Genomic DNA, 16880 nt, shown 5'->3' on the forward strand with positions numbered 1-16880 from the left:
GGTCGGGGAGCAGATTCTCGAAATCCGGCGCTAAGGATTTACGGCAGATAGTAGCGTACTATCTGCCGTAACTCGTGAGTCGTCCTGCCGCGATGGTCGTTCCGGAGATGGGCGACTCCGGAAACTATCTGCCGTAGTGCTGAAGGGCGGTCGGGGTGGGATCGGTGAGCTCGCTACCGGCGCGGGCCGCCGGGATCCGGCTGGCGGACGCGACGCGGACCTTTCTGGGCACGATCGCGGCGGTGAACACCCGCCGCGCCTACGCCTCGGCGTTGGATCGGATGGTGCGCGACTTCGGCGCGGACGGCGATGTCGGGTTGTTGAACCCGGATCGGGTGTCGGGGTGGTTCGACTACGTGTGGGGCGACAAGGCCCCCAAGACCTACAACCTCCGGCTGACCGCGGTGTCGGCGGCGTGCGCCTACTGACGCGATCAACAGTGGCTGACCGGCGATCCGGTGTCGCGCCTGCGGGCGCGGCCGAGTGCGCCGGACAACAGCAAGGCGATGACCGCCGCCGAGGTTGCGGAGCTGCTGGGCATGGACGCGGCCCTGCGCGAGCGGGTGTTCTGGTCGATGCTGTATGAGTCCGCCGCGCGGGCGGAGGAGATCCTGAATCTCGACATCGAGGACCTGGACACCGTGAACCGATGCGCCACGGTCACCCGCAAGGGCGGCGCCCGCGAGGTGATCTATTGGCAGACCGGCACCGCACGGCCGCTGCCCCGGCTGATCGCCGGACGGAAGTCCGGGCCGCTGTTCCTGACCGACCGCAAAGCCAAGCCGTCGGTCGCCAAGACCGACACCGACAACTCGACCGGCCGCGCCCGACTTTCCTACCGCCGCGCCGCGACGCTCCTCGAGGAGCACACCGAAGGGATGCGACGCGGACCGTTCACGCTGCACCAGCTGCGGCACTCGCGACTGACCCACGCCGCAGAGAAGGGCGCTTCCACGCCGATGCTGATGGCGTTGAGCGGACACACCTCGGTGCGCAGCCTGGTCAAATACGCGAAGGTCTCCGCCGAGGCGCTGGGGCGCTGGCAGGCCGAGACCGATCCCGCTGCGCGGCGGCGCTCCCGCTGAATCTCTCAGTAGCTGACGGTGACGAGTTCCGGCGCGTGTCTGCGTATCTTGTTCAGCACCTTGACTGTTCGGCCCGAGCGCATCTGCTCGAGGGGGGCCGAAAGAGACCAATCAAGTGCGGCACCGTCGATGGGTGTGGTCTTCCGCGTCCGGGAACTCATAGCCGCTGCCGGGCGTGCGTGGTCGTGGTGTTTGTCGGATCCGGCGGGGGCACGGCCGAGAGTAGGGCCGTGAGGTCGCGCGAGACCTCGCCGGGGTTGGAACAGCCGTGGGAGATGAGCGCGCGGGAGCGCGGCTTCGGTCAGGCCGTATCGGATATGGACGGCGTCGTGGTGTTGCAGGATCGCCAACGTGTGGATTCCACTGGCGATCAGGCCACCGAACTGGCCGTCCTGCGCCGCCGCCCGGTCGATGTGAAACCACTGGGGATCCCAGTGGGTGGCGAAGTCGACGAGTTCGGCCTCGGTCACCGTGTGTGAGCCCAAGTCGAAACGCTGGCCGATGCCCAGGTCCTCGGCGTATACAAGGCGTGTGTGCTCATGGTGCGATCCCACCTGCACGCCGACGGGTTTCACCGCGGCGCCATGCGGATCGCGCCGTCGAGGCGGATGGTTTCGCCGTTGAGCATCGGGTTGGTCACGATCGCCTCGACCAGCTGCGCGTACTCGGCGGGGTCGCCGAGCCGGTTCGGGTGCGGCACCTGCTGTCCCAGCGAAATCTGAGCCGCCTCGGGCAGCGTGCCCAGCAGCGGGGTCTTGAACAGGCCGGGCGCGATGGTGTTCACCCGGATCAGCAGCGACGCCAGGTCGCGGGCGATCGGCAGGGTGGCGCCGACGATCCCGCCCTTCGATGCCGAGTACGCGGCCTGTCCGATCTGCCCGTCGAAGGCCGCGACCGAGGCGGTGTTGACGATCACGCCGCGCTCGCCGTCGACGGGCTCGTTCTGCGACATCGCGTGCGCGGCGAGGCGGATGACGTTGAAGGTTCCGGTCAGGTTGACCTTGACGATCTTCTCGAATTCGGCCAGCGGGAACGGTCCGTTCTTACCGACGGTCTTGACGGCGTTGCCGATGCCGGCGCAGTTCACGGTGATTCGCAGTGAGGACTCCGCGTTGGCGCGCTCGACCGCCTCGGTGACCGCGGCCTCGTCGGTGACATCCGCCGGAGCGAATTCCACGGTGTCGCCGAGAGCAGCCAGCGCATCCGTGTTCGCGGTGGGCAGGTCGACGGCGATTACCCGGGCGCCCGACTTGGCGAGGGCGGTGACGGTGGCCAGTCCGAGGCCCGAGGCTCCGCCGGTGACGAGTGCGTTGGTTCCGGTGATATGCATGAATACTCCTGACGAAATAGGTTGAGAACATCGGGTTTTTGACAAAGTGAGGTGTGACTGACGCAGTGGTGTCACTGCGCGAAGGTCAACCTCATAAGGCGCGGCCGATGAGTTCCTTCATGATCTCGTTGGTGCCGCCGTAGATCTTCTGCACGCGGGAAGCGGCGTACATCTGCGCGATCGGGTACTCCATCATGTAGCCGTAGCCACCGAAGACCTGCAGGCAGCGGTCGACGATCTCGCACTGCTTGTCGCTGCCCCACAGCTTGGCCATCGACGCGGTCGCCGCGTCGAGGGTGCCGTCGAGGTGACGCTGGATGCAGTGGTCCATCAGGGTCTTGCCGGCCAGCACGTCGGTCTTGCACTCGGCGAGTACGAACTTCGTGTTCTGGAAGTTCAGGATCGGCTTGCCGAAGGCGTGACGTTCCTTGGCGTACCTGATGCTCTCCGCCACCGCGGCCTCGGCCACCGCGACACCGCCGACACCGAGGATCAGCCGCTCACGCTGCAGCTGACCCATCAGCTGGTAGAAGCCCTGCCCCTCGACGCCGCCGAGCAGATTCGCTGCCGGCACCCGCATGTCGGTGAACGACAACTCGCGGGTGTCCTGGCCGTGCTGGCCGATCTTGTCCAGCACCCGCCCACGCTCGAACCCCGGAAGATTCTCCGTCTCCGCGACGAGCAGCGAGATACCCTTGGAACCTTGGCTCGGGTCCGTTTTGGCGACGATGACGAGCAGGTCGCAGTGCGACGCGTTCGAGATGAACGTCTTCGAGCCGTTGATCACGTAGTGGCCGCCGTCGCGAACCGCGGTGGTCCGTACGGCCTGCAGGTCCGAGCCGGTGCCGGGTTCGGTCATCGCAATGGCGAGGACGCTCTCACCGCTCGCACATTTCGATAGCCAGCGCTTCTTCTGGTCCTCGGTGGCATAGGCGGCGATGTAGTGCGCGACGATCGTCGAGTGCACGGCGAAGCCGAACGCGGTGTCGTGGGCGTAGGCGATCTCCTGCTGCACGATCGCCTCGTGGCCGAAGTTGCCGCCCCCGCCGCCGTATTCTTCGGCGATGTCGAGGCACAGCAGTCCCGCGGCGCCGGCCTTGGTCCAGAACTCGCGGTCGACCTGGTGCTGCGCGGCCCAACGGTCCTGGTTCGGGGTGGCTTCCTTGCGGAAGAACTCGGCGGCGTGCTTACGCAGCAGCGCCTGATCGTCGGTCTCCCACGGGGAGCGGTAATCGGGGAACAGCTCGCTCATGATCGGTCCTACTTTCCGGTGAATTCGGGGGCGCGCTTGGCGAGGAACGCGGCCTGGCCCTCGCGGCTGTCGGCGGAATGGATGGCAACGTGAAAGTTGCGCTTCTCGTGCTCGAGTCCTTGCGCCAGAGAGGTTTCCAGGGCCTGGAGGGCGGCATCCTTGGCCAGCGCCACCGCGAGCGGTGAGTTGGCGGCGATCCGCTGCGCCATGGCGACCGCCGCTTCGAGGGCGGTGCCGTCCGGGACGGTCTCGGCGACGATGCCGGCCGCGCACGCCCGCTGTGCGGACAGGAAGTCGCCGGTGAGCAGTAGGGCCATCGCCTTGGACTTGCCGACGGCCTGAATCAGGCGCTGGGTTCCGCCGCCGCCCGGGATCACGCCGAGCTTCACCTCCGGGACACCGAACTTGGCGGATTCGCCGGCGATGACGATGTCGCAGGCAAGCGCCAACTCGCAGCCGCCGCCGAGTGCGAGGCCCTCGACCGCAGCGAGGACCGGCTTCGGGAATCGGCCCAGGTCGGCCCAGATGGTGCCGCCCAGCGCGGCTCGATCGCCGAGCAGCGACTGGTCGCGAATGGCGTCGAAATTGGTGATGTCGGCTCCGGCGCAGAAGATCCCGCCGGCGCCGGTGAGCACGATGGCACGGATCTCGTCGTCGTGCCGAGCCGCGACGAGCTCGGTGTTCAAGGCGGTGAGCACCGCCTCGTTCAGACTGTTGCGAGCCTTGGGCCGGTTGATCTCCAGGATCAGGAGGTGGCTGTCGCGGGCCGTGCGTAGCGGGGCGTTGTCGGGGTTCATCGGACGTCCTCGTAGACGTTGGTGTGCGCGGCGCGCATGGCCTTCTTGTCGAGCTTGCCGACGCTGGTGCGGGGCAGCTGGTCCAGATACAGGACGGTCTCGGGCAATTGCCATTTGGCGAATGCATCGGCGAGCAATTCGTGGATCTCCGACAGTGGAAGTTCCTGCCCGTCGGTCGTCACGACGAGTGCTACTGGACGCTCCTGCCACTTCGGGTGCGGGACGCCGATGACGGCCGCCTCGGCGATCTTCGGATGGGCAACGAGTGCGTTCTCCATGTCGATGGAGGAAATCCATTCGCCACCCGACTTGACCACGTCCTTGATCCGGTCGGTGATCTTCAAGTAACCATTCGGGTCGATGGTCCCGACATCGCCGCTACGCCAATACCCGTCGAGGAACTTGTCGGCGTCGTCGTCGAGCTTGTGATAGCGCTCGATGATCCACGGTCCGCGCAGCAGCACTTCACCCTGACTCGTGCCGTCGTGCGGGAGATCGTTGCCTTCCGCGTCGACGATCCGGATGTCGATGCCGTTGACCGGCAAACCCTGCTTACGCTTGAGATCCCACTTCTCCTCGTCCGAGATCACACCGCGCAGCGAGGGCTTCAGTCCCCGGTTCACCGCGACCAGAGGGGTGGTCTCGGTGGCGCCGTAGGCGTGGATGACGTCGGCTCCAGTGATGTCGTGGAAGTCGCGCATCAGCGACAGCGGCGGCTCGGTGGCACCGGACAGCAGCCGCGCGCGGGAGAAGTCCGGTGCGACCGCAAGCGTCTTGATGTAGTTCATCATGGGCTGGAAGATCGCCGGCGCACCGTTTGCGACGGTGACTTGCTCCGCGATCATCGCGTCCACGAGGACGGATGTGTCCTCGGCGATGTAGCGACCGGGCAGCACGATTTTTGCGGCACTGTAGGCGGCCGCCTGGGGTAGGCCCCAGCCCTGGCCGTGGAACATCGGCGTGATGAGCATGACGGCATCGTCGCTGCTCATCCCGAGTCCGGCGACCTCGGCGAGGGTGTGCAGGTAGATGCCGCGATGCGAGTAGTAGATGCCCTTGGGCCTGCCGGTGGTGCCGGTGGTGTAACACGCGCTGTAGGAGGAGGTTTCGTCGATGACCGGCCAGTCGATCTCCGGGCCGGCGTCCGCGAGCAGGTCCTCCCAGTGCACCGCGTGCGGGAGCGTGGTGGTGATGTCGGCCAGCGGCTTATCGGTCATCACCACCCACGTCTTCACGTTCGGCGTATGCGGTGCCAGCGCCTCGGCAACCGGAAGCAGCGACTCGTCGATGAGGACCACCGATGCATCACTGTGTCCGGTGACGTAAGCGAGATCCTCTGGCGCCAAACGCAGGTTCATCTGCAACATCACGGCAGCGAGGCCGGGAATCGCCCAGTACAGCTCGTAGTGCCGCTTGCTGTTCCAGTCGAGGATCCCGACCACATCGCCCGGCCCGACGCCGATCGAGCGAAGTGCATTGGCACTTCGTTGGATTCGCGCGTAGGCATCGGCGTAGGTGTACCGGTCCCAGCCGCCGTCCGCGGTGCGGTACACGATCTCCTGCTCGGGATAGGTGCGCGCGGCGTGCCGGATGATGGTGGTGGTGTTGAGTTGATAGTGGTCGCCGTGGGTGGAGGGCAGGCCCCTCACGATCTCGTGGCTCATGACGTCCTCAGATGCGTTCGATGATGGTGGCGTTCGCGGTGCCGGTGGCCTCGCAGACGGTCTGCAAGCCGAACCTCTTGCCGGAGCGTTCGAGTTCGCAGAGCAGGTCGGTGAGCATCCGGGCTCCGGTCGAGCCCAGCGGGTGGCCGAGGGCGACGGAGCCGCCGTTGACGTTCAGCTTGTCGTCCGGGACGCCGAATTCCCGTTGGAAGATCAGCGGCACACCGGCGAAGGCCTCGTTGACCTCGAACAGGTCGATCTCCTCGACGGCCAACCCGCTTCGGCCGAGCGCCTTGTGGGCGGCGTCGAGGATCGCGGTGAACTGGATGATCGGGTCGGCGGCGGCGACCGACAGCGCGCGGAACCGGGCGCGTGGGATGAGGCCGTTGCGCTCGGCGTACTCGCGGTCGGCGATCAGCAGCGCGGCCGCGCCGTCGCTGATCTGCGAGGAGTTGGCCGCCGTGGTCCGCCCGTCGGCGCCGAACACGGCTTTCAGGCTCGCCATCTTGGCGGGGTCGATGTGCTCGCGGATGCCCTCGTCCGAGTCGATGACCGGACCGGTCGGGTCGTCGGGGTCGGCGGTGATCGGCACCATCTGGTCGCGGAACTTCCCGGCCCGCGTCGCGGCGTGCGCCCGCTCGTGGCTGCGAGCGCTGAACGCGTCCAACGCCGCTCGGCTCAGGTCGAACCTCTCGTTCATCAGCTCCGACGACGGGCCCTGCGCCATCAGCCCACCGTCGTAGCGGTCGAGTTCGCGCGGGCTGTACTGCGGGCCGAGCGGCGCGCCGGGCAGGAACGCCGGAGGCATCGGCACCCGTGACATCGACTCGACGCCGCAGGCGATCACCAGGTCGTGGGAACCCGCCATCACCGCCTGGGCGGCGAAGCTGACCGCCTGCTGCCCTGAACCGCACTGGCGGTCGATCGTCACCGCGGGGACCGACTCGGGCAGCCCGGCGGCGAGCACCGCGTGGCGGCCGAGATTGCCCGACTGGACATCGTGCTGGATGACGCAGCCGGTGATGACGTCCTCGATCGCGGCGGGGTCGACGCCGGCGCGGGCCACAAGCTCCCGCAGCGTCTGCCCGAGCAGGTCCACCGGATGCCATGCGCTGAGGATCCCTCCGCGACGGCCGACCGGGGTCCGGACCGCGCCGACGATAACGGCCTCGCGAACACTCATGACAAAGCTCCTTGTGCTGAATTACGGGGTGCCGAATCGCGGATTCCGATCAGGGGAATGTCGAGGCGCTTCGCGACCTCCTCCCATTCGCGCGTCGGCTTGGAAAGAAACGTCTGCTCGAGCTCCTCCTGGGTGCCCTCGACACCGAGACCGGCGCGGGCGCGCTCCCAGAAGTGCGGCTCGAGCGCGGCCAGCGCGACGTGGCCGTCGGAGCTGGAGTAGATCCGGTAACCGGGATGCGCCCCGCCGAGCGGCGCGCCCGCTCCCATCAGACCGTGCCGAACTGCGGCGCCGGCGTCGGCGGCCGCCTGTTCGAGGACGACCCGCTCGCGGTGTCCCACGCCGGACTCCGCGGCCACGCGCAGGGCGAGCAGGGCCGCGGACACGGCGCGCTCGGCGCCGAGCAGGTCGGCCACCGGGACGGTCGGCATCGTCGGCGGCTGGAGAGTGCCGTGCAGGGCCTGGTACGTCAGGTCATGGCCGGGCTGCTCCGCCGCGATCCCGTCGTGCCCGACGATCTCGATATGCGACAGGTGCGGATTCGCCGCGGTCAACTCGTCCAGGCCGAGCTTGACCAGCGCCGAGGGGCGCATGGCGGTGAGCATCAGGTCGGCACGCGACAGCTCGCGCGCCGCCACCGCCCGATCAGCGGGGTCCTTGAGGTCGAGGGTCACGACCCGCTGGCCCACAGTGAGCTCGTCGTACCACGTCGGCGCCACGGCCCGCAGCGGGTCGCCGGCCGGCGGTTCGATCTTGGTGACGGTGGCGCCCAGCGCCCGTAGCCGCGCGGCGGCGAGCGGGCCCGGCAGATTGATCGCGAGCGACACCACCTGCACGCCCTGCAGCGAACTCGACTGCGACATCATCAACCCCTTTTTGACTATACTGATGTATAGCCATTAATGCGCATGTACTGTCTAATGTCAAGGGTGTATGCTTTTTTCCCTGATAGGAGGCAATTTCTGTGACCGACCCCCGCGCCAGTGACGAGGACCTCACCGCGAAGGCCCGCATTCGCAACGCCGCGCTCGACCTCTACGCCGAGCGCGGCGAGGATCGCGTCTCGATGCGCGCCGTCGCCGCCGCCGCCGGGGTCGCCGTGGGATTGGTGCAGCACCACTTCAAGACCAAGGACGGGCTACGCGTCGCCGTCGAGCAACTGGTCGTCGACTATTACGCTCTGGCGATCGCCTCTGTGCCGGACGAGGGCGCCCCAGCGCAGGTCGCCGCCGCTCGAGACGAGGCGGTGCGGCACATGCTCGCGACGCATCCGACGGTGGTGAACTACATCCGGCGCGCTGTGCTCGATCCGCAGGGAAAGAGCGAGTTACTCGAGCGGCTGACCGACCTGAGTCGCAGAGAGATCTCCAAACTCCGCTATTCGGGCAAGACCTCGACACGGCGATCCGAGTCCTCACAGGTCATCGGGCTGATGGTTCGTCAGCTGGGGCAGCTGCTCATGCAGCCGATGATCGATGACATGTGTGACTTCCTCGACCGGACGGGCGTGCCGCACAGCGACAAACTGACGCTCTCCGTGACCGTAATCTAGCGGTAGTTTGTTGGGTCAGGTCGGAGGTAGAGGTGCAGGCCGTGGCCTGTTTCGCGGCTCAGGAGAGACTTCCGCCGACATGCGTCGTCAGGTCCTGAGCGGTCATCCGCCACCCTTCGACTCGCGCTACTCGTCGTCGTCGGCGTCCGGGTCGCGCAGCGGTCGGTGAACTCCGCTGGGGTCGGGCAGGTGGAAGCTGTAGTGCCCGTCGATGCCGATGTGGGCGCGCACGAACGCCGACAATCGCTCGACATCGGTGTCGAGCACCGGGTATCCGCCGGCTCGCAGCGCGGCGAGGGCGCGGTTCTCGTAGACGGTGTTCCACACGACGACGCAATTGAGCACCAATCCCAGCGCCGAGAGCTGGTCTTCCATGCCCTCGTAGTAGGCGCGGGTCATCTCGCCCTTGCGGCCGTGATAGATCGTGCGCGCCAGGTCGTGACGACCCTCGACGAGATTGGACTGGGCCTTGCCCTCGCGCCGGTAAGGTTCGTCGTCGGCCAGGCGCAGGATGTGCAGGGTCTTGAAGATCCGCCCGAAATGGGCGATGGCCTGGCCCAACGCGGTCGGCTGCCCGTCGCGGGAGATCATCCTGGTGACCTCGTGCGCCGACACCTCACCGGAGTGGATCGACACCGCGATCCGGCACATGTCCTCCCAGTGCGCGGCGATCTTGGCGGTGTCGATCACCCCGCGCGCCGCCTTGTCCAGCGGCCCGTAGTCGGCTCGGGCGTCGATGCGCCACAACCGCTGATCGGGCAGGTTCGCCAGCTGCGGCCGGTACTGGCGGCCGATCAGATGCAGCAGTCCGAACACGATGTCGGAATACGACCCGGTGTCGGTGATGATGACCTCCGGAATCCGCCCGCCGTGCTGGGACACGATCACGTCGATGGTGTGCAGCGAATCGCGAGGTGTTCCGCGCAGCACCTTGCCTGCCAGCCCGGCGGACTGGTCGTTGAGCATGTTCAACCAGGTGATGCCCAGTTTCCGGCCGAAGTACTTCGGGTTCGGGCGGGCGTTATGGGTGCGCACGGGCACCACGAACCGCATCCCGTCCACCGAGGCGACCAGCCCGCCGCCCCACGCTTGGGCCAGGGGGATGTCGGCCTGGGCGTCGACCAGCACGGCGTTGGCCGCCTCGATGGTCTCGGCCCGCACGTAGCACTGGTCGACGTGCAGCAGCCGATCCCTGGTCAGGGCGTCGACACCAGGCGTTGTCACCGGTTTGAACCCGACGTTCATCGCATAGGAACAGAGCACGGCCGCCACCGACAAGCCGAGGTCGGCGACGCGGGCCTCGTTGCCCGAGGTGTGGGTGAACGCCTCGGTGAAACCGGGATGCCAGCTCATCACCTCCGTGACCAGTTCCGGCAGGTCCACACGCGGGATCATCGCCTCCACCCGGCGGCGCAGGTCGACCAGCGACGCGGGCTCGGCCTTGGCGTCCAGCGCGGCGACGTGCAGTTTGCCGTCGGCGTCGATGCTGGCTGGGGTGTCCTCGCCCAGCCGTGCGGCCAACTCCCGATAAGCGGTCTCCAACGCCGTCGCGTGATCGGTCAGCAGCTGCGTCGGCGCGGCGGGCAGGCCCAGCGCGTTCATGCCGGCGTCACGCGCAGCCTCCCAGGCTTCGCCTGCCAGCAGGTGCGCCCGCGGGTCGCGCCACCGCGACGAACGCACCGCGAAGATGCTGCGGTGCTTGAGGTGTCGGTGGAACTGTTCCAACACGCAGATCGTGTAGGAGTTCCGGTCGACGGTGCCCTCCGGTCGGCCCGGCGTGTAGATCAAGCGCTTCCACGCGCCGACGATCAAGTCGTGGTCGACCTTGCGGGCGTCCAGCAGGTTTGCCGGGATCTTGCCCGACGACCTGGATGTCAGCAGCTCGGCGAGGGTCTTCATTGCCGCCAGGACGGCGGCGCCGTCACTGGTCGCGCCGAACTCGATCGTGTCCATCAGCATCGACAGGAACGGGCGGACCGTGGCGAACTTGCCGGCCAACTCGATCAACCGCTGCCCATCCAGCTCCGCGTCGTCGGCGGGCACCAGCTCGTCGACCGCCTGGACCGCGTGCCGCAACTCGGCCCGGGTGACGGTCTTCTCGATCATGTCCAACACCACGCCCAGCCCGACGTCCTGGTTGACCTCGACCATCTCCAGCAGCACCTTCACCGCTGCCGCGAGCTTGCCTGCGTTGCGTGACACCCTCGGATAGCGACGCAGCTTCTCCTCGCGAGACTCCCGCTCGGCCTTGGACAGAAGCTTCGTCGTCATCAACATGTCGAAGGTCTCCAACACGTCGTCGACCGCCCGCGCGCTCAACACAACGACCGTCGCGGCCAGCACCGCCAAGCGCTGCTCACGCGTGGGCAGCCGCCGCAGCGCGGCGGCCTTGCTCGCCAACCCGTAGGTCGCCAACCCCGTCAACCGACGCGGCGGGATCGCCCTCACGTCGATGCTGTCCACCCCGACCGCTTGCAGGTCGACAACCCTGCGCAGCGCCGCGAGCATCCCCTTCGACGACGCCTTGAACACGCCCTTGCGCAGCCGCTCCAGCTCGCTGACCTTCTGCCCGCCCTCCGCAGGAACCTCCAGCAGCCGCAACAAGGCAGACGCGGACTCCGAGGTCAGCTGCTCGCCGAGCTGGCGCCACAACCGGGCGTCCGCCGCGTTGCGGCCGTCGCCGATCAGCCGCTCCAACGTGGTGATCCCCGGCAGCAGCGCCTGACGCTTCCGCAGCCATGTCACTGCGTCGCCGAAGATCGCCTTCGGTCCGTCGCCGGTCATCCACGCCTGGTCGACGATCCACGACGTGAGCTCCGACTCCATCTCGCCGAACGGCTTGAGTCCGTACACCTGCTGGATTTCCCAGGCGTGTTCGAGCTTGGTCTTCTCCCGATCGGTGTACCGCTTCACCATCGACGGATCGGAGATCTCCAACTGCTCGGCCAGATACTCGATCAACGCGGGCGGGACATCCAGCGGATCAGCCAGGAACATTCCCAGGTGACGCACCGTCACCACCTGCACCGCGAACCCCAGACGGTTGTAGTCGCGCCGCCGCGCAGCGATCAGCCGCCGGTCCTCGTCATCCAAGTAGCAGTAACGCTCCAGCTCCTGCCGAGACAACGCACCGAACCGGCCATAGCCGCCCTCATCAGTCACGACGACATGAAATCACCTACAGCGCAAGGTCGCTCGGCGATTGCCCCTTAGCGCCGGATTTCGTCAATCTGCTCCCCGACCCCCTAGAACACCGCATTGAGCACGCCTTGGCGCAACTGAGCGCGGTCGCCAGGATTGCGGCAAGGCGGACCCTCCCCCGGCCACAGTTCCAAGCATTTCCCGCAGTCGATGCCCCCGGCGCCGCCTATACCCTCGACGCGGAGAACTCTCTCCACTATCGGTGCATGGATGTACTGACCGGTCAGCCAGGCACGCGTCAAACTGTCGACGCCGACGAGCTGGTGTACTGGATCGTCGACGACGCGGCTCGCGCGGTCGCCTGGAGTTTTGCCTACCGCTCCCCCGCCGCGCGCGGCACCGGCGCCGACACGCTCAAAGCGACCGTGGCCCTGCCATTGTGGGCCGCCTTCGTCAGTGCGCTCGACCCGCGATGGGGCTCGAAGACGCAGGCCACGATTGACGCTCTCCTGCACAACTCCAAACCCACCCGACGCGCGAGCTAACCACTAAATGCGCAGGTGAGGGCCGCGACGACTCAATCGCTGCACTGTCGTTTTCTAGGGTTCCCTCAGCACGAAAGTCGTGCATCAGAGGGAAGGAAACCCGACGTGACCATGAAGATTCGCAGCCCGAAGATTCTCGTTTTTGATGTCGCCCCCAGCCGCTTGATGGAGATGAGCGTCGACTACTACCGCGAGTGCCAGATCGCGGGAGCCGGCAGTGTCGAGGTCGACGTGGCCGACGATGACACCACCATCGTCTCAGCGACCCGCTACCTGCCCGCCGACGCCGACGTCGCCGCGGTCGTCCGCGACGGGGTTCTCCAAGTGCTCTGCACGCGCGCCGGCCGCGACCCGATCATCATGTGCGAGTTCCCTGCGTGGACGAACTACACCGTGCACCGCTCGCGCCGGTGAGCCGTGCACGCTGACTCGTTGTGGCGGCGCCCGGTCCTGTTCAGCGCTTCGGAACTTCGCGGCCATCCATAGCGATGAAGGCACACTCCGAGGTGGCCGGCGGGTCGTAGACCGTCCTGTCGCAAGTTCCTACACGTATACGAGCGGTGCGGGCCCATCCCCCGGTTGGCGCACGTTGAGCACTGCTGCGTCCCTACAAGCACCAGCTGCGGCCCACGGAGCGGATGCCCCCCAGGACAATGCTGCGGCGGGCCGGGTTCCGCATACCCGCGCCGGGTCCGCCGTAGCCTCGTCACAGCTCCACATTCTAGGTGCGTGCTCGAACATATGTGCGCATGCTTGGGTCTGCATCACGTGGTTCGCCGGCCCCTTCGGAGCCCCCCGGCCTCGGGCGGTGGGGGTTGAAGATCACCTGGGAAAACGCCGCGTAGGGCCCGCTGACGCGCTTTCGACACGTCCGCCATATGCCTGGCGCTGCGAGCGGCTACCGTTGGTCAGCAGCGACTACAGGCCGCAGTTTGTAATGTTGCACCTCCGAGCAGGGCTAATGTCACCTGCAACATTGCGCACAACACTGCCGACAACATCACGTCCAATATCAAGGATTACATTGCACGCGGCACGGTCTTGCGCTATTGGCTGTGATAGTGGCTCTGGTACATGCTGACACGCAGGCAGGTAATAGTCAGGGTGCTATCGGCTGTGCGGCGCGCCGCGATACAAGTTGTGCACGCACACACAGCGTGGTCGACTAATATCGAACGCAGCACATATGCACCTTGTCAGCGGTGCACACACGCACAGAAGGGGTGCGCGATATGCCAGACAGCACTGCAGGTGTTGCGACACGCAATGTCAGCGGCAAGCGGCGGGCAGGCGGCGCTGAGGCGCAGCAGCCCGGCATCGCGCTAGAGCGGCTCGGTGTCGCCTCGTCGCCGGCGCTGATGGAACTCCTGCCCCGCCTAATCGTCACGGTTGCGGCGTGGAAGGGGGGAGTGGGCAAGACCGAACTCGCCAAGGAGTTGGCGTTCCTGCTCGGCGGAGTCCTCGTCGACTTGGACTGGGACGAGGGAGGGGCCACCCGCGCGTGGGGGTACCGCCATGAGACAAGAACCACCGCACCTCTTCTTGACGCGCTGGAGGCTGGCCGCGTGCCACGCCCTCTCTCGGGCGGGGGAGTGCGCGCTGACCTCATTCCGTCGCATCCCGACTTCGCCATCCACCAGCCACCGGCTGACCAGATGGCCTCGACACTGGAGAAGTGGTCGCAGTCGCTAGGCCGACCGCTGGTGGTCGACACACACCCGGGCGGAGTGAGCTCCACGATGGGGGCGGTCGCGGCCGCACACGTCATCGTGGTCCCGGTCAACCTTGAGACCCGGGCGCTGAAGGCGACCGAGAGCATGGCCAAGGAATTGCAGGGAGGCTATCCACTGCTGTTTGTCATCAACCGCGTGGAAGCAGCCCCAGAAGCCGAACTTCGCCAGCTGGAGAAGCTGAGCGACACCTTCGACATCCCGGTTGGCCCCGTGGTTTCCAGCCACACCTTCCTCAAGCGGCGCAAGCTCACGATGGCGGTATGCGCCCCTGGTCGTTCCGGCGAAATACCCGCTCGGGCAGCTGGTTTCGTTGAAGAAATGCACGAGGTGGCGCGCAGCGTCCTTGACCTCGCGCTCAAGGCTCAACAGTAACGGGGGAGAGGAACACCCATGTCCGACGGAATCGCATCCCTGCGCAACCGCAAAGCAGAGCGGGCAGGGCGCCAAGCGCCCCCTCCCCGTCACCCGAAGCCGGCCGCCCCGGTCAGTGCTGATGCGGGCCCAGCAGATGACAGGCTCCCCAGCTCGTCGACCGCTGCTCCGGCCCCCGCCGAGGAGCCGGCAGTAACTGTCAGCGCGACGCCGCCGCGGGCTGCGCCGGCGCCTGCGCCCGCCGTCACCGAGACCGAGACCGAGGTGACAGCCGACGTGGATCACTCGCCCTCCCGGCGGGATCTGCCCGCGCTGGAGATTGATTGGACCGACCCGCTAATGCATGTCGCCTCACCGACGCGGGTCAGCGTCGCCAACTCCGTGGCAGCGCGATTCAAGGCCGTCGCCGACCAGCCAGGGTCGGCACCACAGACCGAGCTCATCATGGAAGCAGTGAGCAGCCACCTCGCGGATCTCCCCGAACTCGTGCTTGCCCGCCGACCCGAAGAGAACGCCACGCAGCCCCCTGGCTTTTTCGTCAGGCGCGCACCTGTCCAGAAGGCGGAACCTGTTGTGCCGGTGTACATGCGGCCCATTGCGGGTGAGGTTGAAGCGCTGCGCCGCATTGTGGACTGGGTGAACAGCATCATCTTGGCGGGCCACCCCGGGCGGCCAAAGTCGACGCGTTCGGAAATCGTCACTGCCGCCCTAGACGCCAGCTATCCGAGCACGCGCAGCCGCTAGCGCAACCCCACGCGCAACATCACCCCTGACAGAGGTAGTGATATTACCTATGACACCACCCCAGTGGCCACCCTACTATCCGACTGCCAAGCCGTCGCGGCGCTGGCTTCCGGTCGCCATCATCGTCGCGGCCATCATCATCGCCACCTCGGTAATCGCAGCTGTCCTACTGAGCCGCGGCTCCGACACCGCAGCACCCGCTAGCCCCGCTCCGACAGCTGCCCAGAATGCCCCAGCACAGGGCAACGCCACCGAGACCAGCTCGACGTGCGAGGCGTGGCCTTCCACTAAGGCCGCCCTGACGGCTATCCCTCAGCTGCCTCCGGGCTGGGATTGGTCGACGCCGAATATCGACACCTACATCGGGAATCGGACCGCTGCGATCGCCAAGGCCTTGACCTGTTTGAGCCGCAGATTTCAGCCGAGCCAGCCACTACTGCATCCGTCGCGCGGCAGTATGTCGCGGAGCGGCGTACTGAAATCGAGTTGCTGCGCAATCGCACGTACACGCAGGCCGATGGTGTGGCAGCTACGGCCGCGTCCGCACGGCTCGATGAGCTGTGTGGTGCCAGCTAAGCGATAAATTGTGCACGAGGCGCATCGGCGGCGCCCATAGGCTCGATGCATGAGTCTCCAGGACCAATACGCGCCTGAGCGGCCTCCGGTTGGCGGTGCCCCAGCAGAAGGCGACCGTCGCCGCGCCGGCACCTTCTTCATGGGGTGGTTGATTCTTGCGGCCTCGATGTCGTTGGCCGGCAATGTTGGACACGCGCTGCTCATCGCCCCGTCCGAAACACGATGGCTGGCCGCACTTGCAGCTTTGGTACCGCCGATAGTTCTTCTGGCAGCGACTCATTCGGCAACTTGGCTGGTGCGAGCCCGTTCCGTCGGCTGGGTGTATTGGGTAGCGCTCGCGCTCACGGCAGCATTGGCACTGGGCTCGTTTGCGCTCTCGTTCGACGCTTTGCGCTCTCGTTCGACGCTTTGCGCTCCTTCGCAGTGATGCTGGGTATTCGCGAGTCCATGTCGTGGATCTGGCCGGCGGTGATCGACGTCGCTATCGCGCACGCGACTCTGTGCCTGCTGTCACTCACTAGACCCAAGCGGCCCAACGCATTTGCCCACGGCCGCGAGCAATTGGCTACGGCGTCGGCCACGACGACGACCGCGGCCGTGAAGGCCGGCCCCCGGCAGGCCCAGCCGGTTACGGCGGGCGAGGACCGGGCGCAGCAGGTGCCGCCACGGCCTTCGGTGCCATCGCCCAGTTCGGTGCCACAGCCCATTGAGAGCCTCACCGAGCACGCATCCGACAGCCCTGCGCGCGTCAGGAATGCGGTCCCGGACACATCGCATTTAGCCTCGATCCACCGATGAATTGCCTGTGTAGGTGGGTGTCGATATAAGGAAAGTGCCCCTTGAGCTGGGAGGATTGGTGTTCTCTACGCATCAATCAGGCCAGTTAAGAAAGGCACTTCCAGTGCA

Annotated in this window: 16 protein-coding genes and 1 pseudogene; 9 read left to right on the forward strand and 8 right to left on the reverse strand. The window is 66.6% G+C overall.

Annotation, left to right across the window (positions count from 1 at the left end; translation table 11 throughout):
- Positions 1-164: 164 nt before the first annotated feature.
- Both BKG60_RS07760 and BKG60_RS07765 read left to right on the forward strand, forming a co-directional pair.
- Positions 165-428 carry a hypothetical protein gene (locus BKG60_RS07760; protein WP_225330463.1) on the forward strand — a complete coding sequence of 88 codons (264 nt, stop codon included), beginning with the start codon at positions 165-167 and terminating at the stop codon, positions 426-428.
- A gap of 30 nt (positions 429-458) precedes the next feature.
- The gene (locus tag BKG60_RS07765) at positions 459-1085 is read left to right on the forward strand and encodes a tyrosine-type recombinase/integrase (RefSeq protein WP_011331207.1); all 627 of its coding nucleotides are present in this window, start codon (positions 459-461) and stop codon (positions 1083-1085) included.
- A gap of 335 nt (positions 1086-1420) precedes the next feature.
- Here BKG60_RS07765 and BKG60_RS07770 read toward each other — a convergent pair.
- The 7 genes and pseudogenes from BKG60_RS07770 to BKG60_RS07800 form a co-directional block, all read right to left on the reverse strand.
- Positions 1421-1660: pseudogene (locus BKG60_RS07770) on the reverse strand (MaoC/PaaZ C-terminal domain-containing protein); the annotation flags it as partial.
- A complete protein-coding gene (locus BKG60_RS07775; protein ID WP_011331213.1) occupies positions 1657-2415 on the reverse strand; it encodes a 3-hydroxyacyl-CoA dehydrogenase in 759 nt (252 codons plus the stop codon). The gene BKG60_RS07775 and the pseudogene BKG60_RS07770, both read right to left, overlap by 4 nt.
- Before the next feature lie 91 nt (positions 2416-2506).
- Positions 2507-3667 carry an acyl-CoA dehydrogenase family protein gene (locus BKG60_RS07780; RefSeq protein WP_011331214.1) on the reverse strand — a complete coding sequence of 387 codons (1161 nt, stop codon included), beginning with the start codon at positions 3665-3667 and terminating at the stop codon, positions 2507-2509.
- 8 nt (positions 3668-3675) lie between these two features.
- Positions 3676-4464, reverse strand: a complete 789-nt coding sequence (locus BKG60_RS07785; protein ID WP_011331215.1) for an enoyl-CoA hydratase/isomerase family protein — start codon at positions 4462-4464, stop codon at positions 3676-3678.
- Entirely contained in the window at positions 4461-6128 is a 1668-nt protein-coding gene (locus BKG60_RS07790) for a long-chain-fatty-acid--CoA ligase (RefSeq protein ID WP_011331216.1), read from the reverse strand. Before BKG60_RS07790 ends, BKG60_RS07785 begins: the two co-directional genes overlap by 4 nt.
- A gap of 7 nt (positions 6129-6135) precedes the next feature.
- On the reverse strand, positions 6136-7311 hold the full coding sequence (locus BKG60_RS07795) for a thiolase family protein (RefSeq protein ID WP_011331217.1): 1176 nt from the start codon (positions 7309-7311) through the stop codon (positions 6136-6138).
- Positions 7308-8174, reverse strand: coding sequence for a CoA transferase (locus BKG60_RS07800; RefSeq protein WP_011331218.1), 867 nt, complete (start codon positions 8172-8174; stop codon positions 7308-7310). Before BKG60_RS07800 ends, BKG60_RS07795 begins: the two co-directional genes overlap by 4 nt.
- 101 nt (positions 8175-8275) lie before the next feature.
- Between BKG60_RS07800 and BKG60_RS07805 the strand changes: the two genes are divergently transcribed.
- Positions 8276-8863 (forward strand): TetR/AcrR family transcriptional regulator, encoded by a 588-nt coding sequence (locus tag BKG60_RS07805; RefSeq protein ID WP_011331219.1) that lies wholly within the window; start codon positions 8276-8278, stop codon positions 8861-8863.
- Positions 8864-8989: 126 nt separating this feature from the next.
- Here the strand turns inward: BKG60_RS07805 and BKG60_RS07810 are convergent, their stop codons facing one another.
- Complete coding sequence (locus BKG60_RS07810) at positions 8990-12025, reverse strand: Tn3 family transposase (protein ID WP_011331220.1); 3036 nt, start codon at positions 12023-12025, stop codon at positions 8990-8992.
- 245 nt (positions 12026-12270) lie between these two features.
- On the opposite strand from BKG60_RS07810, the gene BKG60_RS32370 reads away from it, so the two are divergent.
- The 6 genes from BKG60_RS32370 to BKG60_RS32810 all read left to right on the forward strand — a co-directional run bounded on the left by BKG60_RS32370 (position 12271) and on the right by BKG60_RS32810 (position 16772).
- Positions 12271-12549 carry an immunity 63 family protein gene (locus BKG60_RS32370; RefSeq protein WP_224863913.1) on the forward strand — a complete coding sequence of 93 codons (279 nt, stop codon included), beginning with the start codon at positions 12271-12273 and terminating at the stop codon, positions 12547-12549.
- A gap of 111 nt (positions 12550-12660) precedes the next feature.
- Entirely contained in the window at positions 12661-12963 is a 303-nt protein-coding gene (locus tag BKG60_RS07820; protein ID WP_224865614.1) for a hypothetical protein, read from the forward strand.
- 818 nt (positions 12964-13781) lie between these two features.
- Positions 13782-14654, forward strand: coding sequence for a P-loop NTPase family protein (locus BKG60_RS07825; protein ID WP_224863914.1), 873 nt, complete (start codon positions 13782-13784; stop codon positions 14652-14654).
- An 18-nt stretch (positions 14655-14672) separates the two neighbouring features.
- Positions 14673-15398 (forward strand): hypothetical protein, encoded by a 726-nt coding sequence (locus tag BKG60_RS07830; RefSeq protein ID WP_047041163.1) that lies wholly within the window; start codon positions 14673-14675, stop codon positions 15396-15398.
- A gap of 625 nt (positions 15399-16023) precedes the next feature.
- Positions 16024-16401, forward strand: a complete 378-nt coding sequence (locus tag BKG60_RS31930; RefSeq protein WP_074328210.1) for a hypothetical protein — start codon at positions 16024-16026, stop codon at positions 16399-16401.
- 20 nt (positions 16402-16421) lie between these two features.
- Entirely contained in the window at positions 16422-16772 is a 351-nt protein-coding gene (locus tag BKG60_RS32810; protein WP_330221145.1) for a hypothetical protein, read from the forward strand.
- Positions 16773-16880: the final 108 nt, after the last annotated feature.

Source organism: Mycobacterium syngnathidarum, from assembly GCF_001942625.1.
In the GTDB taxonomy this organism is placed as follows: domain Bacteria; phylum Actinomycetota; class Actinomycetes; order Mycobacteriales; family Mycobacteriaceae; genus Mycobacterium; species Mycobacterium syngnathidarum.